The sequence below is a fragment of the Herbaspirillum sp. NPDC087042 genome (assembly GCF_044745245.1).
GTDB lineage: Bacteria > Pseudomonadota > Gammaproteobacteria > Burkholderiales > Burkholderiaceae_D > Herbaspirillum.
Genome location: NZ_JBIUZW010000001.1, coordinates 884,781 through 907,077 on the forward strand (window position 1 = coordinate 884,781; position 22,297 = coordinate 907,077).

Annotated in this window: 16 protein-coding genes and 2 tRNA genes; 11 read left to right on the forward strand and 7 right to left on the reverse strand. The window is 63.9% G+C overall.

Features of this window, described 5'->3' with window-relative positions:
• The first annotated feature begins 64 nt into the window (after window positions 1–64).
• On the forward strand, window positions 65–1,762 hold the full coding sequence (locus ACIPHN_RS03915) for a peptide chain release factor 3 (RefSeq protein WP_400432984.1): 1,698 nt from the start codon (window positions 65–67) through the stop codon (window positions 1,760–1,762).
• Between the two features lie 229 nt (window positions 1,763–1,991).
• Here the strand turns inward: ACIPHN_RS03915 and ppa are convergent, their stop codons facing one another.
• From ppa to hemC, 5 genes are all read right to left on the reverse strand, one after another.
• Entirely contained in the window at window positions 1,992–2,525 is a 534-nt protein-coding gene (gene ppa / locus ACIPHN_RS03920) for an inorganic diphosphatase (protein WP_400432987.1), read from the reverse strand.
• A 215-nt stretch (window positions 2,526–2,740) separates the two neighbouring features.
• Window positions 2,741–3,940, reverse strand: a complete 1,200-nt coding sequence (locus ACIPHN_RS03925; protein ID WP_400432990.1) for a heme biosynthesis protein HemY — start codon at window positions 3,938–3,940, stop codon at window positions 2,741–2,743.
• Between the two features lie 20 nt (window positions 3,941–3,960).
• Window positions 3,961–5,175: a uroporphyrinogen-III C-methyltransferase gene (locus ACIPHN_RS03930; protein ID WP_400432993.1), complete on the reverse strand. Its 1,215-nt coding sequence runs from the start codon at window positions 5,173–5,175 to the stop codon at window positions 3,961–3,963.
• Between the two features lie 23 nt (window positions 5,176–5,198).
• A complete protein-coding gene (locus ACIPHN_RS03935; RefSeq protein ID WP_400432995.1) occupies window positions 5,199–5,990 on the reverse strand; it encodes a uroporphyrinogen-III synthase in 792 nt (263 codons plus the stop codon).
• Entirely contained in the window at window positions 5,974–6,930 is a 957-nt protein-coding gene (hemC, locus tag ACIPHN_RS03940) for a hydroxymethylbilane synthase (RefSeq protein WP_400432998.1), read from the reverse strand. Before hemC ends, ACIPHN_RS03935 begins: the two co-directional genes overlap by 17 nt.
• A gap of 209 nt (window positions 6,931–7,139) precedes the next feature.
• Here hemC and ppc point away from each other — a divergent pair, with 209 nt between their 5' ends.
• The gene (gene ppc, locus ACIPHN_RS03945; protein WP_400433001.1) at window positions 7,140–10,049 is read left to right on the forward strand and encodes a phosphoenolpyruvate carboxylase; all 2,910 of its coding nucleotides are present in this window, start codon (window positions 7,140–7,142) and stop codon (window positions 10,047–10,049) included.
• A gap of 444 nt (window positions 10,050–10,493) precedes the next feature.
• Window positions 10,494–11,393 (forward strand): dienelactone hydrolase family protein, encoded by a 900-nt coding sequence (locus ACIPHN_RS03950; protein ID WP_400433004.1) that lies wholly within the window; start codon window positions 10,494–10,496, stop codon window positions 11,391–11,393.
• 132 nt (window positions 11,394–11,525) lie between these two features.
• Here the strand turns inward: ACIPHN_RS03950 and ACIPHN_RS03955 are convergent, their stop codons facing one another.
• The gene (locus tag ACIPHN_RS03955; RefSeq protein ID WP_400433007.1) at window positions 11,526–12,350 is read right to left on the reverse strand and encodes an HDOD domain-containing protein; all 825 of its coding nucleotides are present in this window, start codon (window positions 12,348–12,350) and stop codon (window positions 11,526–11,528) included.
• Window positions 12,351–12,834: 484 nt separating this feature from the next.
• Between ACIPHN_RS03955 and argH the strand changes: the two genes are divergently transcribed.
• From argH to ACIPHN_RS03995, 8 genes are all read left to right on the forward strand, one after another.
• Entirely contained in the window at window positions 12,835–14,229 is a 1,395-nt protein-coding gene (gene argH / locus ACIPHN_RS03960) for an argininosuccinate lyase (RefSeq protein WP_400433010.1), read from the forward strand.
• 294 nt (window positions 14,230–14,523) lie between these two features.
• On the forward strand, window positions 14,524–15,681 hold the full coding sequence (locus tag ACIPHN_RS03965) for an ABC transporter substrate-binding protein (protein ID WP_400433013.1): 1,158 nt from the start codon (window positions 14,524–14,526) through the stop codon (window positions 15,679–15,681).
• A 271-nt stretch (window positions 15,682–15,952) separates the two neighbouring features.
• Window positions 15,953–16,834, forward strand: coding sequence for a branched-chain amino acid ABC transporter permease (locus ACIPHN_RS03970; RefSeq protein WP_400433016.1), 882 nt, complete (start codon window positions 15,953–15,955; stop codon window positions 16,832–16,834).
• A 2-nt stretch (window positions 16,835–16,836) separates the two neighbouring features.
• Window positions 16,837–17,712, forward strand: coding sequence for a branched-chain amino acid ABC transporter permease (locus ACIPHN_RS03975; RefSeq protein WP_400433019.1), 876 nt, complete (start codon window positions 16,837–16,839; stop codon window positions 17,710–17,712).
• A complete protein-coding gene (locus ACIPHN_RS03980; protein WP_400433022.1) occupies window positions 17,712–18,473 on the forward strand; it encodes an ABC transporter ATP-binding protein in 762 nt (253 codons plus the stop codon). Before ACIPHN_RS03975 ends, ACIPHN_RS03980 begins: the two co-directional genes overlap by 1 nt.
• Window positions 18,470–19,201: an ABC transporter ATP-binding protein gene (locus tag ACIPHN_RS03985; protein ID WP_400433025.1), complete on the forward strand. Its 732-nt coding sequence runs from the start codon at window positions 18,470–18,472 to the stop codon at window positions 19,199–19,201. Before ACIPHN_RS03980 ends, ACIPHN_RS03985 begins: the two co-directional genes overlap by 4 nt.
• A 172-nt stretch (window positions 19,202–19,373) precedes the next feature.
• A tRNA-Leu gene (locus ACIPHN_RS03990) sits at window positions 19,374–19,458 on the forward strand.
• A gap of 372 nt (window positions 19,459–19,830) precedes the next feature.
• A tRNA-Leu gene (locus ACIPHN_RS03995) sits at window positions 19,831–19,915 on the forward strand.
• Between the two features lie 98 nt (window positions 19,916–20,013).
• On the opposite strand, the gene pbpC is transcribed toward ACIPHN_RS03995, so the two are convergent.
• Complete coding sequence (gene pbpC / locus ACIPHN_RS04000; protein ID WP_400433181.1) at window positions 20,014–22,230, reverse strand: penicillin-binding protein 1C; 2,217 nt, start codon at window positions 22,228–22,230, stop codon at window positions 20,014–20,016.
• Between the last annotated feature and the right edge of the window lie 67 nt (window positions 22,231–22,297).

Sequence of the window (22,297 nt, forward strand, 5' to 3'; positions counted from 1 at the left end):
CTGGATCCTCCAGCCCCGGCAACACTAGCCGCCCTCACCCGACTCCGACTCCGACCGAACCGATATGCAAGAACCCAGCAACGAACTCCATGACGATGCCGCCCAGGCCGCATCCCCGGCCGACGATGCCACCGATGCTTCCACCGGCAACCGCAAGGCCTCGTCCGAACTGATCGCGCGCGAGGTCAAGCGCCGCCGTACCTTCGGCATCATTTCCCACCCTGACGCCGGCAAGACCACGCTGACCGAAAAGCTGCTGCTGTTCTCGGGTGCGATCCAGCTGGCCGGCACCGTCAAGGCGCGCAAGAGCGGTCGCCATGCGACCTCGGACTGGATGGAAATCGAAAAGCAGCGCGGCATCTCGGTGGCCAGCTCGGTGATGCAGTTCGAGTATCGCGACCACGTGGTCAACCTGCTCGACACCCCGGGCCACCAGGACTTCTCCGAAGATACCTACCGCGTGCTTACCGCCGTGGACTCGGCGCTGATGGTGATCGATGCCGCCAAGGGCGTGGAAGAACAGACCATCAAGCTGTTGAACGTCTGCCGCATGCGCAATACGCCCATCATCACCTTCATGAACAAGCTGGACCGCGAAACCCGCGATTCGCTGGAGCTGTTGGATGAGCTGGAGTCGGTGCTGAAGATCCAGTGCGCGCCGGTGACCTGGCCGATCGGCATGGGCAAGAACTTCCGTGGCGTGTATCACCTGCTGCGCGACGAGATCATGCTGTTCAAGGCCGGTGAAGAACGCGCCAACGGCAACGTGGAAATCATCAAGGGCATCGACAACCCCAAGCTGGCCGAGATGTTCCCGCTGGAAATCGAACAGCTGAAGATGGAAGTGGAACTGGTGCATGGCGCCTCCCATCCCTTCAACCTGGACGATTTCCTGGCGGGCGTGCAGACGCCGGTGTTCTTCGGTTCAGCCATCAACAACTTCGGCGTGCGCGAGATCCTCGATGCGCTACTGGACTGGGCCCCGGGTCCGGGCGGACGCGACGCCACCGTGCGCGACGTCAAGCCGACCGAGGAGCCCTTCTCCGGTTTCGTCTTCAAGATCCAGGCCAACATGGACCCGGCGCACCGCGACCGCATCGCCTTCCTGCGCGTGTGCTCGGGCCGCTTCGAGCGCGGCATGAAGTTGAAGCACCTGCGCCTGAACCGCGACATCAAGGTGTCCTCGGTGGTGACCTTCATGGCCTCCAGCCGCGAACAGGTGGAAGAAGCCTATGCCGGCGACATCATCGGCCTGCCCAACCACGGCAACATGCAGATCGGCGACAGCTTCTCCGAAGGCGAGATGCTGCAGTTCACCGGCATCCCCTACTTCGCACCGGACTTCTTCCGGGTCGCGCGCATCCGCAATCCGCTCAAGATCAAGCAATTGCACAAGGGCCTGCAGCAGCTGGGCGAAGAAGGCGCGGTGCAGGTCTTCAAGCCCGTCACCGGCAGCGACCTGATCCTGGGCGCGGTCGGCGTGCTGCAGTTCGAAGTGGTGGCCAGCCGCCTGTTGAACGAATATGGCGTGGACGCCGTCTTCGAAGGCACCAGCATCAGCAGCGCGCGCTGGATCAGCTGCGATGACAAGAAGAAACTGGCCGACTTCGAAAAGTCCTCGGCCGGTGCCAACCTGGCCATCGACGCGGCCGGCAACATGGCCTACCTGGCCAGCTCCGGCGTGAACCTGCGCCTGACCCAGGAACGCTGGCCGGAAGTCACCTTCCATGCCACCCGCGAGCACGCGGCCAAGCTGGACTAAGGTGTTGCTCTTGCACTGCGTACGCGCCTACCGTTCGGGCTGAGTAGACGCGCAGCGTCGTATCGAAGAGGCGACTACGGCGCGACATCCGCTGATGGAGCGCCTTCGATACGGCCCATTCGGGCCTACTCAGTCCGAACGGGTGTGGTTGGTAATCGACGGATCAAAAAAAATCGCCCGACAGGTTTGCGCCTGTCGGGCGATTTTTCTTGTACGGCTTGTCGCGGGATTACTTGGCGTTCTTGAACGCTTCCACGCCTGCCAGGATTTCGGCGCGGGCAGCGTCCGGACCTTCCCAGCCCTCGACCTTGACCCACTTGCCCTTTTCCAGGTCCTTGTAGTGCTCGAAGAAGTGCTTGATCTGGCTCAGGCGCAGTTCGTTCATGTCTTCCGGCTTTTGCCAGTGGGTGTAGATCGGCAGGATCTTGTCCACGGGCACGGCCAGCAGCTTGGCATCGACGCCGGATTCATCGGTCATCTTCAGCACGCCGATGGGACGGCAGCGCACCACCACGCCCGGGATCAGCGGGAACGGGGTGATCACCAGCACGTCGACCGGGTCACCGTCTTGCGACAGGGTCTGCGGGATGTAGCCGTAGTTGCACGGATAGTGCATGGCAGTGCCCATGAAACGGTCGACGAAGATGGCGCCGGTGTCCTTGTCCACTTCGTACTTGATCGGATCGGCGTTCATCGGAATCTCGATGATCACGTTGAAGTCATTGGGCAGGTCGCGACCGGAGGGGACGTTGTTCAGGCTCATGGGATTCTCACTAGGAAAGAAAACAGAAAGCGGTTTCCAGATCGATGTCAGGCAATGCCCGACTTTGGAAAGCCGCAATTATAGCGGCAATCTGGCGTTGCCCGGCACCTTAGCGACTACAACTTACGCCAGCATGACAGCGCCGGCGGGCGCGCATGAAAAAGGCGGAAGGGCTTGCGCCGCTTCCGCCTTGGTCATCGTGCCTGGCGACAAGTTCAACGGATGGACGTGGCCAGCGCGCATTGCTTGAAGTGGGCGGCAGCCTGCTCGGGCTGGTCCAGCGCCTCGTGCAGCTGGGCCAGGGCCAGGTGCGATTCGCGCACGGTGCGCGGCTCGATGGCATCCGACAGGGCTTGCTCCAGATGGCGCTGGGCCTTGCCCCACAGCTTCTGGCGCAGGCAGAACATGCCCAGGGTCAGCGCCAGCTCGGCGTCGGTGGGGTTCTTGGCGAGCCACGATTCGCAATGCTCGATCTGCGACAGCAATGCCGGCGAGCCGGCCTCGGCGGTCGATTCGCGGTAGGCACGCAAAAGACGCACGCTCCAGTCGGCCACCAGGGCACGCTCCAGCAGGCTGCGCGCATCATCATGCAAACCACGGCTGGCGAAGGCATGGGCGGCGCGCACGGCGATATACGGTTTCAGCTTGTCGGCACCGGGTACGCCATTCCAGAGCAGGCGGATCGATTCGGCGTCATGCGAGCGGTCCGACAGCAAGGCGTCGTAGGACATCTCGCGCAGGCGGTTCGAGAGGGCCGGATGCAGGGCGTTGCGCTTGTCCAGGGTCTGCACCAGGCGCAGCACTTCCGGCCAGTTCTTGGCCTGCTGGTTGGCTTTCAGGGCCCATTGCAGCGCCTGGATGTGGCGGGTGCCGTTGGCGTTGAGCTCTTCCACCGTTTCCAGCGCCTGCTTGAAGTGGTGCTCGTCGACCTGCAGTTCCAGCGCGGTCATCAGGCGGGCCGCCTTCAGGTTGGGATCGACCTCGGTGCTGGCCAGCCAGATATCGCGGCGGTCGCCCTGGCGCATGCGGTGCGCGGCGCGCGCGCCCACCAGGGCGGCAATGCCGGCGTTCTCGGGCAGGTCCGAGGCACGCGTGGCCGATTTCTCGGCCTGGCCGAAGCGGCCTTCGAAGTAAGCCCGCAAGGCGTCACGCAGGGCCTTGTTGCTTTCGTTCTCGCGCTTGGTGCGACGGTAGGCGATCACGCGGCCGGGCAGCTTCTGGGTCAGGCGAACGGCGCGGATGACCACGTAGATCGCCAGGAACAGCGCCAGCACGGCAAAGATGAAGAAGTTCAGGGACAGGTCGATGCGGTACGGCGGATAGAACAGCACCACATTGCCCGGATTGAAACGCGCCAGCATGGCTAGGCCGATGGCGGACGCGAACAGGGTAAGAAGCCAGAGCAGTATTTTCATATCAGGTTCCCGTCAGCGGCTCAGTGACGGGCCTTGTAGTTGCGCACGGCATTGAGGCTCTCGGCCAGCGTGGGCAACTGGATGGACAGGTTGCTGCCCTGCACCTGCTTCAACAGGGCCTGGGTCGTCTGCACCTGCTTGGCACGGGTATCGAAGTACTTGGCGATGCTGTCCTGGGCCGACGCCAGGTCATTGCGGAAGGCGAACTCGTTGCGCGAGAGCAGCGCCAGGCGGGCGTTCAACAGGCGCAGCTTGAGGTTCTCGCGCACGAAGTAGGCCTGGCCCGGCGAGAGCAAGATCGCTTCCGGGGTCTGCACTTCGCGGATGCGCACCAGCTGGCGCAGCTCGGTCCACATCTCGGTGCTCATGCTTTGCCAGGTGTCACGGGCGCCCGCCAGCCATTGCGACCAGGCCGAGGCTTCGACTTGCACCGCTTCGGCCTTGCCCTTGGCGTTCTTGCCGTTGGCGGCAGTCTTGGCGGCCGGGGCCGGGGCTGCGCTCACACGCTGCGGCTTGGGCTCGCTGGCCGACTCGACCGGCTTTTCATCCACCAGCAGGGGCATGTTGTCGATCTGGCCGATGGCGCTGTCCAGACGCACGGCGATGCCGGCGATATCCACCGTGGGCAGGGCCTTGAGGCGGTCGATATCGCGCGCGATGGCGCGGCGGATGGCGATGAATTGCGGCTTGTCCGAGCGCGACAGGCTCTTGTCGGCATTTTGCAGGGCGATCAGCGCACCTTGCACATTGCCGGCCAGTTCCAGCTGCTGGTCGGCCGTGGAGAGCACTTCCTCGATCTCGGAGAGGGCCCAGTCGTCACGGTTCTTGTTCAGGTCCTGGTACATCTGCTCCAGCGCCAGTTGCTGGCTCTGGGATTCGGCCTGCTTGCTGTCGAGCACGCTGACCTTGGCTTGCAGGTCCTTGGTGCTTTCCTGTACGGTCTTGAGCACGCCCTTGAGCTCGTTGCTGCTGTTGTCGCCACTTTGCAGGCGCTGTGCGACTTCACTGCGCAGGTCACGCAATTCGGTGTGGGAGACCCACCATTGCGCACCCAGGCCGGCGGCGACTACCACCAGCAGCGCGGTCTGTACGCGCTGGCGACGGCGCAGCGCGGCCGTACCGTCCGGCGCGGTGAAGGTATAGGAAGCCTGCGGGGCTGCCGCGCCGCCATTCTGACTGGCTTGCGTGGTGGCCTCTGGCAATTGGGGCTGGGGTGTGGATTGCTGTTCGTTCATGGGCTGGATTGTAACGCGGCAAATTACGCAGCAAATAAGGCGGCCAGTAAGCGTTCGTCGCCCGAACCGGTCAGGATTACCTGTGTAAAGCCCTGCGCTTGCGCAGTCTCGGCAATCCTGTGGTGCGAGACGAAGATTCGTTGTCGTTGCAGTTTTACCACACGTTCCGCTCCGCCGGCTAGTCTTGCCAGCTCGACCAGGTTGCGCAGGGCCTCGGAACTGGTGATGACCCAGTCGGCTTCGCCCTCCAGCAAACCCTGCAATTGCGGGCCATTCTGGTCGTCCAGCGTGGGCGCCAGACGGCGATAGGCGGTCAGGTGCTCGACGGTGATGCCGTGTTGCTGCAAGGCGTCGCTGAGGAAGTCCCGCCCGGCCTGGCCGCGCACGATCAGAACGCGCCGGCCGCACATTTGTTCCAGCGGCAGCGACTTGAGCAATTCTTCCGAATCCATCTTGTCGGCACGCTGCGGGCCGTAGATGGTGGCATGGGCAGCGTCCACGCCGTGGGCCTCCAGGGCCAGGCGGCTACCCTCGCCGACGATGCCGATGGGGACCTGGCGCGGCCAGGCCGTCAATTGTCCGAAGGCCGCATCGATGGCGTTGGGGCTGACGAAGACCACCAGGGCGTAGTCCTCCAGGTGCGCCAGCGCGGCCTGCAACGGGCCGGCATCCTCCACCGGCGCAATGGTCAGCAGCGGGAACAGGACGGCGCGGCGACCGGCCGCCTCGATACTGGCGGCAAAGGCATGCGCCTGCTGCAGTGGCCGGGTCACGACCACTGGTACGGCTTGCCTGGCGTCAGGCAGAGGCAGCATCGGCCTGGGCCTTGCAGAGCGCCAGGATGGCCTCCGCACCGCGTGCCTTGAGCAGCTCGGCCACTTGCGCGCCGAGGGCCTCGGGCGCATCGGGCGTCCCCACGGCCTCGGCGGCAGCAGCCTGGGCGCCGTCGGGCGTGGCGATCATGGCGCGCAGGTGCAGGCGCTCGCCCTCCAGGGTGGCATAGGCCGCCAGCGGGATCTGGCAGCTGGCGCCAAAGATGCGCGAGACCGCGCGTTCGGCGGCCGAGACCACGGCGGCCGGCTCATCGTGCAGGGGGGCCAGCAGGCGCTTGATGTCGTCGCGGCCCTCGGGGATCTCGATGGCCAGCGTGCCCTGGCCCGGCGAGGGCAGGCTTTGCTCGGGTTCCAGGAAGGAGCGGATGCGCGCCTTCAGGCCCAGGCGGTTCAGGCCGGCCACGGCCAGGATGATGGCGGCATAGTCGCCACGGTCCAGCTTGCCCAGGCGGGTATCGAGGTTGCCGCGCAGCGGCTTGACCACCAGCTGCGGATAGCGGGCGGCGATCATGGCCTGGCGGCGCAGGCTGCTGGTGCCGACGATGGCGCCGGCCGGCAAGGCATCCAGACCGTCATAGTCGTTGGAGACGAAGGCATCGCGTGCATCTTCGCGCTCCAGGATGGCGGCCAGCTCGAAGCCTTCCGGCAGGTCCATCGGCATGTCCTTCAGGCAGTGCACGGCCAGGTCGGCGCGGCCTTCGGCCATGGCCACTTCCAGTTCCTTGACGAACAGGCCCTTGCCACCGACCTTGGAGAGCGCGCGGTCGAGAATCTGGTCGCCACGCGTGGTGGTACCGAGGATATTGATGCTGCACTGCGGATATAATGCGGCCAGACGGTCCCGCACGTACTCGGCCTGCCACATGGCGAGGCGGCTTTCACGCGAGACGATGACGATGTTGGAAGGAGGAAATTCTTTCAAGACGGGCTTTCCGATTCAGTCGTGGCACCCGCGGCAGAGGAGACAGGGAAAGCAGGAGACCGGCGAATCCAGACTGTAAAACGATCAAAAACGAAGCTTACCAGCGAGACGCAACTATAAAAAACGAGGCAAATTCTAGCACGCACATCCACGGCAATTCGATCCACAAGCACGACTTTCTCTCCCGAAAACCGCAGCAACAGTTGATCATGGCGACGACAAATCCAACCAAACGCAGTGCCCGCTCCGCTCCCTCCACCTCCCGCTCCGACGCTGGCAAGACCAGTGCCACCGCCAGCAAGGCCATTGGCCAGACCGCCGGCAAGGACGCTCCGCTGAAAGAAGACATCCGCCTGCTGGGCCGCCTGCTGGGCGAAGTCCTGCGCGAGCAGGAAGGCGATGAAGTCTTTGATGTGGTGGAAACCATCCGCCAGACCGCCGTGCAATTCCGCCGCGAGTCCGACGCCAAGGCGGGCGCCGAGCTCGACAAGCTGTTGAAGAAGCTCACCCGCGACCAGACCAATTCCGTGGTGCGGGCCTTCTCCTACTTCTCGCACCTGGCCAATATCGCCGAGGACCAGCACCACAACCGCCGCCGCCGCGCCCACCTGCTGGCCGGCTCCGAAGCCCAGCCAGGCAGCGTGGCCTATGCCTTGTCGCGCCTGGATGATGCCGGCGTCTCCGGTACCCAGGTGCGCAACTTCCTCAAGGATGCGCTGGTCTCGCCGGTGCTGACCGCCCACCCCACCGAAGTGCAGCGCAAGTCCATCCTGGATGCCGAGCGCGAGATCGCCCGCCTGGTGGCCGAGCGCGACCTGCCGCTCACGCCCAAGGAACTGCGTCACAACACCGAGCTGCTGCGCGCGCGCATCGCCACCCTGTGGCAGACCCGCATGCTGCGCTACACCAAGCTGACGGTGGCCGACGAGATCGAGAACGCCCTCTCCTACTACCGCATCACCTTCCTGCGCGAACTGCCGGCGCTGTATGACGATATCGAGGCCGAGATCGATAGCCAGTTCCCCGCACGCGGCAAGGCGCGCGTGGCGGCCGAACTGCCGCCCTACCTGCAGATGGGCAGCTGGATCGGCGGCGACCGCGACGGCAATCCCAATGTCAATGCCGCCACCATGCAGCACGCACTGAAGCGCCAGTCCACCACCATCTTCGACTACTACCTCGAAGAAGTGCATACGCTGGGCGCCGAGCTGTCGATCTCGACCCTGATGGTCGATGCCAGCCCGGAACTGCTGGCCCTGGCCGCGGCCTCGCCGGATCACTCCGAACACCGTGCCGACGAGCCCTACCGCCGCGCCCTGATCGGCGTCTATGCGCGCCTGGCGGCCACCGCCCGCGCACTGGGCGTGGTCAACATCCTGCGCCAGGAAGTGGGCGCCGCCGCGCCCTACGCCGGCCCGGCCGACTGCGTGGCCGAACTGGACGTGCTGGTGGCCTCGCTGCAGGCCCACCACGGTGCCGCGCTGGTCAAGCCGCGCCTGGCGGGCTTGAAGCGCGCCGTCGAGATCTTCGGCTTCCACCTGGCCACGCTGGACATGCGCCAGAGCTCCGACATCCACGAGCGCGTGCTGGCCGACCTGTTCAACAAGGCCCAGGTCGAGGCCGACTACGCGGGCCTCTCCGAAGAGCGCAAGATCGCCCTGCTGCTGGGCGAACTGGCCAAGCCGCGCCTGCTGCATTCGCCTTACCTGGCCTACAGCGACGAGACCAATTCGGAGCTGGAGATCCTGCGCACCGCCCGCGAGATCCGTCGCCGCTATGGCGAGCGTGCCATCCGCAACTACATCATCTCCCACACCGAGACCCTCTCGGACCTGCTGGAAGTGCTGTTGCTGCAGAAGGAAACCGGCCTGCTGCACATCGAGGGCAACCAGTTGAAGGAACTGGACCTGATGGTGATCCCGCTGTTCGAAACCATCCCCGACCTGCGCTGCGCCGCCGAGATCATGCGCGGCTGGCTGAAGCTGCCGCAGGTCAAGACCCTGATCAACAAGCAGGGCAAGCTGCAGGAAGTCATGCTGGGCTATTCGGACTCCAACAAGGATGGCGGCTTCCTGACCTCCAACTGGGAGCTCTACAAGGCCGAGAACCAGCTGGTGGAACTGTTCAATGAAGCCGGCGTGAAGCTGCGCCTGTTCCACGGCCGCGGCGGTACCGTCGGCCGCGGCGGCGGCCCCAGCTACCAGGCCATCCTGGCGCAGCCACCGGGCACCGTGAACGGCCAGATCCGCCTGACTGAACAGGGCGAGATCATCGCCTCCAAGTTCTCCAACCCGGAGATCGGCCGCCGCAACCTCGAACTGCTGGTGGCCGCCACCCTGGAAGCCAGCCTCATGCCGGCTACCGGCGACGCCAAGGAAGCCAGGAAGATCGCCGAGTTCGAAAGCGTCATGGAAGAGCTCTCGGAGCGCGCCTACCGCGCCTACCGCAACCTGGTCTACGAGACCCCGGGCTTCACCGACTACTTCTTTGCCGCCACGCCGATCGCCGAGATCGCGCAACTGAACATCGGTTCGCGCCCGGCCTCGCGCAAGGCCACCCAGCGTATCGAAGACCTGCGCGCGATTCCCTGGGGCTTCTCCTGGGGTCAGTGCCGCCTGCTCTTCCCGGGCTGGTACGGCTTCGGCAGCGCGGTCTCGGGCTGGCTGGCCGATGCCGGCAATGCCAAGGAAAACGCCCGCCGCCTGGCCACGCTGAAGGCCATGTGCAAGGAATGGCCGTTCTTCGCCGCCCTGCTCTCCAACATGGACATGGTGCTCTCCAAGACCGACCTGGCCGTGGCCTCGCGCTATGCCGGCCTGGTGGCCGACCGCAAGCTGCGCAACACCATCTTCGGTCGCATCACCGATGAACACGAGCGCACCAGCAGCGTGCTCTCGTCCATCACCGGCAGCAAGGAACGCCTGACCGCCAACCCGCTGCTGGCGCGCTCGATCAAGAACCGCTTCGCTTACCTGGATCCGCTGAACCACCTCCAGGTCGAGCTGATCAAGCGTCACCGCGCCACCCTGGCCGCCAAGCGCGCGCCCGAAGAGCGCGTGCAGCGTGGCATCCACCTGACCATCAACGGCGTGGCCGCCGGCCTGCGCAATACCGGCTGACCGATACTGACCTCGCCGTTTCTTCACAGGGCCGCCCGGCATTGCCGGGTGGCCCTTTTTCCTTGGTGCCGGGAATCCACACAAACCACGACACGCCGCGTCTCAAGTTAAGCCTTGAGTTGCCGATAACAAATAGCCGCAATGTCATTTGACGATGCGGCAACTGTGTTGCGAACAGCGGACACGACGTCCTGATTCCGACCTGGGATCAGATTTTTGCAGTGCAAAAATCGTCCTGGGCAGGCAAGACGCCGCGCCGTTTTGTAAAATGGAGTTTGTACAGAATTGATCACGTAGCCGTCGCAGCCGCTGAAGAAAATTGCCAATGCAAACATCTTCCCGGCCTATGGGGACAAGTCGAGAAAGACGGCACGGCATCGCCTTGGGGAATAACACATCATGCGTATTCGGGGAAGTTCACTCGTTTCATTTTGCGCCACCGTATTGCTGACCGCCGTCGGCGTGCTGGCACATGCCGCGCCCAATTCCGCCCCTCCGCCGCCGCTGGAGGCGCGCCGGGTTGCACTGACCAGCGTGGATGGCAAGGGTGGCAAGGCCACCTCGCTCTATGGCGTCTGGATCCAGGCGCGCAAGTCGCTGGGGACTGATCGCAAGGGCCAGTTCCCGACCGTGATCGCGCTGCATGGCTGTGGCGGGCTCTACAGCATCATCCGTGACGGCCGTGGCGAATTCACGCCGCGCCACCTGGCCATGGCACGCGTGCTCAGCGATGCCGGCTACAACGTCCTCTTCCCGGACAGCTTCACCCCGCGCGGCCGTCGCTCGACCTGCCAGGACAGCGTGGCCCAGCGCGAAGTCAGCGCCATGAACCGCCGCTACGACGTGCAGGCGGCACTGCACTGGGTCACCACCCAGCCCAATGTGGACGTCAAGCGCATCGCCCTGCTGGGCTGGTCGCATGGCGCCTCCACGGTACTGGCGTCGCTCAATCTGGCCGACACCGATGTGGCCGTGCGCAAGATCCAGCCGCGTGCCGCCGTGGCCTTCTACCCCGATTGCCGGCCCTACGCCAAGACCAGCGAGCCCTTCAAGCCGGCCGCGCCGCTGCTGATCCTGATGGGCGAAAACGATGACTGGACCCCGCCCCAGGCTTGTGAGGCCATCGAACAGAAGATGAAGGGCAGCGACACCGAGATCGCCCTGCGCCTGTATCCGGACACCTACCATGACTTCGACGCCCCCGGCCTGCCGGTACACGTGCGCATGGATGTGGCCGGCATCGGCAAGCCGGGCGAAGGCGTCACCAGCGGCGGCAATCCCGATGCCCGCAGCCAGGCCTATCGCTCCATGCTCAACTTCCTGGATGCCAAGCTGAACTATTGAAGCGATCGGGCGCGGGCCAGCTGGCCCGCTAGCCTGCCGCCATGAAAAAATGCCGGCCCCTTGCGGGAGCCGGCATTTTTGTTTTGCGGTGCTTGCCAGAGCGGACCAGGCCCGCACTGGCGTTCCTACGGATCAGCTGATCAGTTCCTGCATGCCCTCGCCCAGCTCCGACAGCGGTGGCATTTCCTCGGTAAAGGTTTCCAGGCTCAAGCCGAGCTTGGCCGCCACCTCGGTGGGGAAGGTCGATTCCATCTCATCGGCCGAATACTTGTTTTCCTCGGCGCGGGCGCGCCAGGCCGCCAGGTGCACGATGGCCGCGAACGCATCATAGTTGCCTTCCAGCGGCTGCGGGAATGCCTTGATGACCTGAGCGAATTCGTCGGGGAAGCGCCAGCGCTTGGCCAGCTCCGCCCCCACATCGGCGAAATCGTAGCCGAAGGACTTGCGCTCAACGTCCAGGCGTCGCGCATCCAGGGGACCGGCCACCTTGTCCACCTGCAGAGCTTGCTCAGGCATACCGGCGTGCATCACCAGCTGGCCGATGGCGTGCATCAGGCCGACCGTGAAGGCGAAATCGGAATTGAGCTTGACCTGCTTGGCCAGCCATTTGGAGACGATGGCCGTATCCAGGCTGTAGCGCCAGAACAGCTTCAGGTCCACACCCGGCAGCTTCTTGAAGCTGCCCGCCATGCCGGTGCTGACCACCAGCGTACGCACGGTCATGAAACCCAGCATCAGCACGGCGTCTTCCACCGTGCCGATGGTGCGCGAGACGTGATAGTAGGAAGAATTGGCCAGGCGCAGGATCTTGGCGCTCAAGACCTGATCGGCAGCCAGTTTCCTGGCGATCTCCTCGATGGAAACGGATTCGTTGTTGAAGCTCTCGATGACTTCCTGCACCACCTTCGGAATGCTGGGCAGTGCGGTTTGCTGCTGGAACAGTGCTTCCAAATTCATGCTTCTCTCCTGTAAGACGACCCCCGAACATCTTGCTCTCTGAGCGCTTTGCAGGACCACCTCACGACCCACGTGACCAGCGGCAACACGCCGTATCCGGACCCAACGGCAGCGCGCCGGCTGCATCGTGGCGGGCAGCCCTTTCTTCTCCGGTTTTCCTGAACAAATAGTTACCCGGATCAGTCATCGCGCCTTGAGTATAGCGGCAGGATTTGTCAGCGGGGCAAGCTTTTTTGCACGGCAGGAAGATGCGCGCACAACACGCTGCGCATTTGAATGCCGCACGGAAATATTCATACATCGATCCAACGCGAACAGGCGCATCACCAGCGGCTGGGAAATCGGATAGAAAGCACGATCAATGCGTGCATGCTTGCTGGCCCCGAATGCGAAAAACCCGCGCCGCGCAGCATTTCCGGCTGCGATCCCGTGGCCGGGGGCGGGAGTGCTTGCTATAATCGCCCATTCTCCGGAATTCTCACCTATGACAGACCAATTTGCTAAAAAGGGCGAAGCCTGGTCGGCTCGCTTCTCCGAACCCGTCTCCGATCTCGTCAAGCGCTATACCGCATCGGTGTTCTTCGACAACCGCCTGGCCCAGGTCGACATCCAGGGCTCGCTGGCCCATGCCGAAATGCTGGCCCACCAGGGCATCATCAACGCGGCCGACTACGCCGAGATCCAACGCGGCATGACCCAGATCAAGGGTGAAATCGACGCTGGCGAGTTCGAATGGCTGCTGGACCTGGAAGACGTCCACCTGAACATCGAAAAGCGCCTGACCGAACTGGTCGGCGATGCCGGCAAGCGCCTGCACACCGGCCGCTCCCGCAATGACCAGGTCGCCACCGACATCCGCCTCTACATGCGCGGCGCCGTGGACGACATCGTCGGCCTGCTGCGCGAACTGCGCCTGGCCCTGGTGGACCTGGCCGAGCAACATGCCGACGTGATCCTGCCGGGCTTCACCCACATGCAGGTGGCCCAGCCCATCACCTTCGGCCACCACGTGCTGGCCTATGTCGAGATGTTCGGCCGCGATGCCGAGCGCATGCTGGACGCCCGCAAGCGCATCAACCGCCTGCCGCTGGGCGCCGCCGCCCTGGCCGGCACCACCTTCCCGATCGACCGCCTGCGCGTGGCCAAGACCCTGGGCTTCGACGACGTCTGCCGCAACTCGCTGGACGCCGTCTCGGACCGCGACTTCGCCATCGAATTCTGTGCCGCCGCCGCACTGGTGATGACGCACATCTCGCGCATGTCCGAAGAACTGGTGATCTGGATGAGCCCGCGCGTGGGCTTCATCGACATCGCCGACCGCTTCTGCACCGGCTCGTCGATCATGCCGCAGAAGAAGAACCCCGACGTCCCCGAACTGGCGCGCGGCAAGACCGGTCGCGTCAATGGTCACCTGATCGCCCTGCTGACCCTGATGAAGGGCCAGCCCCTGGCCTACAACAAGGACAACCAGGAAGACAAGGAACCGCTGTTCGACACCGTCGACACGCTCACCGACACACTGCGCATCTTCGCCGACATGGCTCGTGGCATCAGCGTCAAGCCGGACGCCATGCGCGCGGCCGCCCTGCAGGGCTACGCCACCGCCACCGACCTGGCCGACTACCTGGTCAAGAAGGGCCTGCCCTTCCGCGACGCCCACGAAGCCGTCGCGCACGCCGTGCGTACCTGCGTGGACAAGGGCTGCGACCTGGCCGACCTGTCGCTGCAAGACCTGCGCGCCTTCTCCACGCTCATCGGTGAAGACGTGTTCGACGTATTGACGCTGGAAGGCTCGGTCGCCGCACGCGACCACATCGGCGGCACCGCACCCAACCAGGTGCGTGCAGCCATTGCCCACGTCCGCAAGGAACTGAACTAACAAGCACCACCCGCCGTCCGCTAGCCGGACGGTTTCGCATGCCGTCGTGGCCTGCCCTACCCGGGCAGGTTGCGACGGGTTGTAATTGCTGGCGCAGCCTGCTTTTTGAGGTATGCTGTGCCCGCTGTATCGAAAGAGACCGCAAAACGGTCTTCAGAGGATGGAGCACAAGTCCCGGCCATCCCGGGCGTCTTTTGCATCATCCTCGATGAAGGAATCGCCTTGCCCTGTCGCGCTGGTCTGCGTGATTGGTAAAGGACGATTTCTACAATACCTAACTGAGGAGAGAACTCGATGCAATTCAATACCATGCTCAAGACCATCCCGGCGCTGCTGATCGGCGCCACCCTGTCGTCGGCCGCCCTGGCCGCCGATATCAAGCTGGGCGTTGCAGAAGCCCTGACCGGCCCGGCCGCCAAGTACGGCGTGGCCATCAAGAACGGCTTCACCCTGGCCTCCGAAGAGATCAACGCCAAGGGCGGCGTCAACGGCGACAAGCTGGCCCTGGTGATCGAAGACGAACAAGGCAAGAAGGAAGAAGCCATCAACGTCTTCAAGAAACTGATTTTCCAGGACAAGGTGCTGGCGGTGTTCGGCCCCACCCTGTCCAACTCGGCCTTCGCAGCCGACCCGATCGCCAACGCCTCCAAGGTCGTGGTCTTCGGCACCAGCAATACGGCTGACGGCATCACTGCCATGGGCCCCTTCACCTTCCGCAACTCCGTCATGGAAGCCGACGTGCTGCCCGTGACCGTCAAGGCGGCCGTGAAGCACTTCGGCATCAAGAAGGTCGCCGTGATCTACGGTAACGACGACGCCTTCACCAAGTCCGGCTACGACGTCTTCAAGGCTACGCTGGAACAGCAGAAGATCCCGACCACCACCACCGAGGCCTATGCCAAGGGTGACGTCGACTTCAAGGCCCAGCTGACTAAGATCAAGGCTGGCAACCCGGACGCCATCGTCTGCTCCTGCCTGGCTGAAGAAGCCGCCAACATCATCCTGCAAACCCGCGCGCTGGGCATGAAGCAGCCCTTCATCGGCGGCAATGGCCTGAACTCGCCCAAGCTGTTCGAGATCGCCAAGGATGCCGGCGACAACACCCTGATGGGCAGCCCCTGGTCGGCCGAGAACCAGACCCCGGCCAACAAGGCCTTCATCGCAGCCTACAAGGCCAAGTTCGGTTCCGACCCTGACCAGTTCGCCGCCCAGGCCTATGACGCCATGTACATCGTGGCCGATGCCCTGAAGACCGTGAAGCTGTCGGGCAACCTGGTCAAGGACCGTGACGCCCTGCGCACCGCCCTGCCGGCCGTGAAGATCGATGGTGCCACCGGCAAGTTCGCCTTCCGCGCGGCTCCGGCCGTGGCTGGCAAGCAGGTCGGCTTCGATGCAGACCAGGAAGCCATCGTCAACATCGCCAAGGGCGGCAAGTTCGTCCTGCTGAAGTAAGCAGCAGCAGCAGCAGCAGCAGCGGCTGCCGGGCGACCGGTAGCCGGCTTCGATACTCTCCCGCCGTACCGCAGCAGGCGTGCATCGCCTGCTGCGATCTTCACGCGGGATGCGCACGATACCGCCAGGCCGGAACGGGGATAGACAGGCAGCCAGTCGGGATGACAGGCCGCCGATTCCGGCAATACGACGTAACGAGGGACTTCGCCCGTGCCAGGCACATCCGTACCAGGCAGCCGGCGCCGTACCCCATCACCTATCGCAGGTTCCAATGTTAGAACAACAGCTCATCAATGCCCTTTCGCTGGGCAGCGTGTATGCGCTCTTCGCGCTCGGCTTCACGCTGGTCTTTGGCGTCCTGGGCGTGATCAATCTTTCGCACGGCGCGATCTTCATGCTGGGCAGCTATGCCGCCCTGCTGCTGGTCGAGCAGATGCAACTCCCCCTGTGGGTGGCCCTGCTGCTGGCCATGGTGGCCACGGGCTTCCTGGGCCTGGTGATCGACGTGCTGGTCCTGAAGCCTTTGCGCCGCCGCAATGCACCTCACCTGATCCCCATGATCGCCACCATCGGCGTGGCCATCATGATCACCAACATCTCGCAGGGCATCTTCGGTGCCGAGAACAAGCGCTTCCCCCAGGGCACCATCCCTGAAGAGAGCGTCAGCCTGGGCAACCTGCACATCACGGCTGTCCAGGTGGCCATCATCGTGATCGCCTTCGTGCTGATGGTGGTGCTGCTGGGCGTGATGCGCAAGACCCAGCTGGGCCGGGCGCTACGCGCCATCGCCGAGTCGCCCAAGGCGGCTTACCTGCTGGGCATCAACGTCGAAGGCCTGTTCCTGCTGACCTCGTTTGCCGCTGCCGCGCTCGGTGGCGCCGCTGGCGTGCTGGTGGGTGTGTCCTTCAACGCAATCTCGCCCTTCATGGGCCAGCCGATGCTGCACAAGGGCATTGCCGTCATCATCCTGGGCGGCATGGGGGATATCCGCGGCGCCATGATCGGCGGCCTCTTCCTCGGCTTCGCCGAGGTGCTGACGGTGGCATATATCTCCAGCGACTTCCGCGATGCAGTGGCCTTCGGCCTGCTGTTCCTGATCCTGCTGGTGAAACCCTCCGGCATGTTCGGCAAAGTTCTGGAAAGAAAGGCATAACGATGGGCTTCATGGAATGGTGGGATGGCTTCTGGGCCACCTACAACACTGTCATCTTCAGCATTGGCGTCAACGCCATGCTGGCCCTGTCGATCTACGTCACCCTGTCCTGCGGCCTGCTGTCGCTGGCCAACGCGGCCTTCATGGGCATCGGCGCCTATACCGCGTCGCTGCTGACGATGCAGTTCGACCTGCCCTTCCCTATTGCTCTCGCCGCCGGCGGCGTGCTGCCGGCGCTGGTGGCGCTGGTGATCGGCATCCCCACGCTGCGGCTCTCGGGCGTGTACCTGGCCATGGCCACGCTGGGCTTTGGCGAAGTAGTGCGCGTGATCGTGCTGAACCTGGACATCACCGGCGGCCCCATGGGCCTGAACGGCGTGCCGCCGATCACCGAGTGGTGGCACATCGTCCTGATCCTGGGCGTGACCGTCTACGCCCTGGCACGCCTGCGCCGCTCCAAGACCGGCCGGGCCTTCGAGGCCATCAAGGAAGACGAAGTGGCTGCGCGCCTGATGGGCGTGAACGTGGCCGGCTACAAGCTGCTGGCCTTCATCATCGGCGCGGCCATTGCCGGTGTGGCGGGCGGCCTGAACGCCCACTACACCTTCACCATCGGCCCCAACAACTATGGCTTCGAGAACGCGGTCGACATCCTGACCATGGCCGTCTTCGGCGGCACCAGCAACCTGATCGGCCCGATGATCGGCTCGACCATCCTCTCGCTGCTGCCCGAAGTGCTGCGCCATTTCAAGGACTTCCGCCTGGACATCAATGGCCTGATCCTGATCCTGGTGGTGCTGTACCTGCCCAAGGGCATCTGGGACCCGCGCCGCATCCGCGCCGTCCTGGGCCGCAACGCTGAGAAGAAGGTGAAGTAATGCTTTTACAACTCAAAGACATCAGCAAGAACTTCGGTGGCCTGCAGGTCCTGCAGGGCGTGAACTTCAACGTCAAGCAAGGCGAGATCTTCGGCCTGATCGGCCCCAACGGCGCCGGAAAGACCACCGTCTTCAACCTCATCACCGGTCTGCTGCGCGCCTCCTCGGGCAGCATCAGCTTCAATGACGAGGACATCGGCACGGTCGCCCCGCACAAGATCACCGAGCGCGGCATCGCCCGTACCTTCCAGAACATCCGCGTGTTCAAGGAAATGACCCTGCTGGAAAACGTCGTGGTCGGCATGCACGAGCACCTGAACTATGGCGTGGCCAGCATGCTGTTCAACCTGGGCGGATTCCGCAAGGCCGAGAAGGAAGCCCGCGAGCGCGCACTGGAACTGCTGTCCTGGGTGCGCCTGGACCACAAGGCCCACATGCTGGCCGACAGCCTCTCCTATGGCGAGCAGCGCAAGCTGGAATTCGCCCGGGCGCTGGCCACCAAGCCCAAGCTGCTGTTGCTGGACGAACCGGTGGCGGGCATGAACCCGGCCGAGAAGACCGAGCTGATGAGCGAGATCGTCAACATCAAGCAGCGCGGTTTCTCGATTTTCATGATCGAGCACGACATGCGCTTCGTGATGGGCCTGTGCGAGCGCATCGCCGTGCTCAACTTCGGCAGGATCATCGCCGAAGGCACGCCGGACCAGATCAAGAACAACCAGGAAGTGATCGAAGCCTATCTCGGCAAGGAAGAAGCATGAGCGCCAGCGGCAACAAGCAACCCATCCTGCAGGTGCAAGACCTGGCCGTGGCCTATGGCCATATCGAAGCGGTCAAGGGCATCAGCCTGTCCCTGAACGAAGGCGAGATCACCGCCCTGGTCGGCGCCAATGGTGCGGGCAAGAGCACGTCGCTGCTGGCCATCTCCGGCCTGGTCAAGGCGCAGCGCGGTCGCGTGCTGCTCAATGGGCAAGATCTGCTGCAGCTGTCGCCGCACCGCATCGTCGAATCCGGCGTGGTGCAGGTGGCCGAAGGACGCGCCACCCTGACCACCCTGACCGTGGAAGAAAACCTGGCCCTGGGCGCCTACACCCGTCGTGACAAGGACGGCGTGGCCCGTGACCTGGAGTGGGTGTATTCGCTCTTCCCGGTCTTGAAGAACCGTGCGACGGGCCTGGCCGGCAACCTCTCCGGCGGCGAGCAGCAGATGCTGGCCATCGGCCGCGCATTGATGGCCAAGCCCAAGGTGCTGCTGCTGGACGAGCCCTCGATGGGCCTGGCCCCGCTGATCATCCAGGAGATCTTCCGCATCGTGCAGGAAATCAACAAGACCGGCATGACGGTGCTGCTGGTGGAACAGAACGTGCGCCAGGCGCTGCGCATCGCGCAACGCGGCTACGTGCTGGAGACCGGCAAGATCGTACTGGAAGATACCGGTGCCAACCTGCTGGGCAATCCCAAGGTGGTGGAAGCCTATCTGGGCGGTTGAGTATCAACGGTGCCCTCCCCTGAACGGCGGCCTGCGGGTCGCCGTTTTTACTGGTGATGTGCATGCCCGGAAAAATAATAAAAAATATTTCAATTAAGTGTTGACCACCTGACTGATAGGCCTTAATATGCAGCCTCTTTCAAGCACAGCAGCTTACCGCTGATGCCAGAAGGCCCACGTGGCGGAATTGGTAGACGCGCATGGTTCAGGTCCATGTGCCGCGAGGTGTGGGGGTTCGAGTCCCTCCGTGGGCACCAAAACATAAAAGGTCGATTGATGAAAATCAATCGACCTTTTGCGCTTTGGGGCGCACGAATGAAGTGCGTGCGCGCTTTGTTGCGCTGACTCTAGCACCATCCCCTCCCGATGAGATCCTTCGGACTTACTCAGGCCAAACGCTTGCCTACACTATCGGGATACAAAGTCCGGCAGCGCATATTCCACTTCTTTTTTATTAAGTTTTTAGATCCCCGCTGCTTCAGGTGGCGCTACCTTTTACTTAGTTTTTTTCAATCTTGGTGCGCCATAAAGTCTTCGACAAAAACTGAAAATAAATGATGACAAGCCAAACATTAGCCCTTAGAATGCAGCCTCTTTCAAGCAATGCAGCTTCACCGCAATTGCAGAAGGCCCACGTGGCGGAATTGGTAGACGCGCATGGTTCAGGTCCATGTGCCGCAAGGTGTGGGGGTTCGAGTCCCTCCGTGGGCACCAAAACAAAAAAGGTCGATTGATGAAAATCAATCGACCTTTTGCGTTTTGGGGACCACAAGCAAAGCAACTGCATGTTTTCAGGTGCGCGTCACGGAACGCTACTTTCTGGATTTGGCCGCGCCATCACCCATAGGCCGCTCCACCGCTCCCCTCACCTCGAAGCGCAGGCTATCGAGCTCCCTCCCCGCCTTGTCCTGCAATACCAGTACATGCCTGCCGGGCCAGGGCATCCAGTCAAAAGCCAGTTCGTCCACATCGGCAGCCGCACCTGGTGCTGCCACGCGCTGCGCCTTCACCCGTCCGGCCTGCATGACGGCCTCCGGTATCGGCTTGCCATCGATGACCCAGCGGCTGCCCGCCGGTGCACCCTGCGCACGCAGGCGGATGCGTTGCCGTGCCGGCGGGATATCCGGATCCAGCGCCACCAGCATGCCCGCTGTCGGATAGCTGATCGCCGGACGAATCTCCCGCGCGCGTGCAATGTGGATCTCGGACTGCGCCGTACCGGGCAGGAAATATTCGGTGCGCGGCACTTCCAGCTCCTGCTCATAGCGTATCGTCTGCGCCTGTACGCCGGCAGGCTTGGCTGGTGGGCCGTTGCGTTGCGCCCCGCCATTGCCCTGTGCGCGTCCGTGCAGGTACTGCATCACCTCCTGCCACACCGGCGCCGCGCCGGTCACGCCCGACACATCCCACATCGGCGCGCCGGAGGCATTGCCTACCCACACCCCTACCGTATAGCGCGAGGAATAGCCAACACACCAGTTGTCGCGCATGTCCTTGGAGGTGCCGGTCTTGACTGCCGTCCAGATCCGCGTGGAGAGCGCATTCTCCAGGCCGAAGGTGCGTGCGCGGGCGCTGCGGTCGGCGAGGATATCGCCGATGATGAAGGCGGCGTCGGCATCCATCACCTGGGTGATGCGCGCTGCGCTGCGTGTCTCGTCCAGTCGCGTGCGCAGCGGCGAGTAGCGGCCCTGGTTGGCCAGCACACGATAGGCGTTGGCGAGATTGGCCAGCGTCACGTCGGCGCTGCCCAGCGCGAGGCTGTAGCCGTAGTAGTCGCCACTTTCGCGCAGGCTGAAACCCAGCGCCTGCAGGCGGCGGAAGAAGCGCTCGGGCGTCACCATCACCAGCGTGCGTACGGCCGGGATGTTCAGCGACGAGCCCAGCGAGGTACGCAGGCTGACCAGGCCCTTGTATTGCTTGTCGTAGTTCTGTGGGATGTAGAGGCCGGCCGAGGTGGCGAGATTGACCGGCGAATCATCCAGCAAGGAGGCGGCCGTCAGCCACTTCTTCTCGATCGCCAGTTCGTAGAGGAAGGGTTTCAGGGTGGAGCCGGCCTGGCGCTGCGCCACCACGCCATCCACATTGGCCGCCGCCGACAGGCTGCCGCTGGAGCCGACCCAGGCCAGCACTTCGCTGCTGGCATTGTCGATGACGATGACCGCGCCATCCTCGATGTTGCGGTCCACCAGGCCAGCCAGTTGCTGTCGCAGGGCTTGTGCGGCGAAGCGTTGCAGCGGTGCGTCCAGCGTGGAGCGCACTTGCTGGCCCGCTGCACTCAGGAGCTTGCGCGCCAGGTGCGGCGCCAGTTGCGGGGCATCGCTGCTGCCCGGCAAATCGCGCTTGGCCGATACCCGCGCCAGCGCCAGTTCGGTACGACCGTCGATGCCACCGCATTGGCCGGCCACGCCCTCTTCCTTCAGGATCGCGCAGGCCCGTTCGGCGACGCGACGCGGTGTCGCATTGGGGGCACGGATCAGGGCCACGGCAATAGCGGCCTCGCCCTGGTCCAGCCCGCTGGGATGCTTGCCGAACATCACCCGGGAGAGCGCATGCACGCCCACCAGTTCACCCCGGAAGGCGACCAGGTTCAGGTAGGCTTCCAGGATCTGGTCCTTGCGCCAGCCGCGTTCCAGCGATTGCGCGATCCACGCTTGCGAGAGCTTCTGCGTGAGCGAGCGCGTGCCGGATTTGCGGCGCAGGTCGTCGTAGATCAAACCCGCCAGTTGCATCGTGATGGTGGAGGCGCCACGCGTCCTGGTGTTCCACAGGTTGCCCCAGGCCGAGGCGGCCACTGCGCTCCAGTCGATGCCGCTGTGCTGGTAGAAGCGCCGGTCCTCGGAGGCGATCAGCGCGTGGCGCAGGGCCGGCGAGACATCTTCCAGCCCGACCCACGACAGCTTGCGCTCGTCCATGTTCACGCGCATGCGCTGCAACAGCTCGCCATGGCGGTCGTAGAGGCTGGCGTCGGAGGACAGGTAGTCGCGCTGCACCTCGGCGAATGAGGGCACGGCGACGGCCGCCACCGGCATCAGCAAGGCCAGCCCCACGACCCATGCCGCGACCAGCCCACGCAGCGGGCCGCGCCGGTCGAGGGGC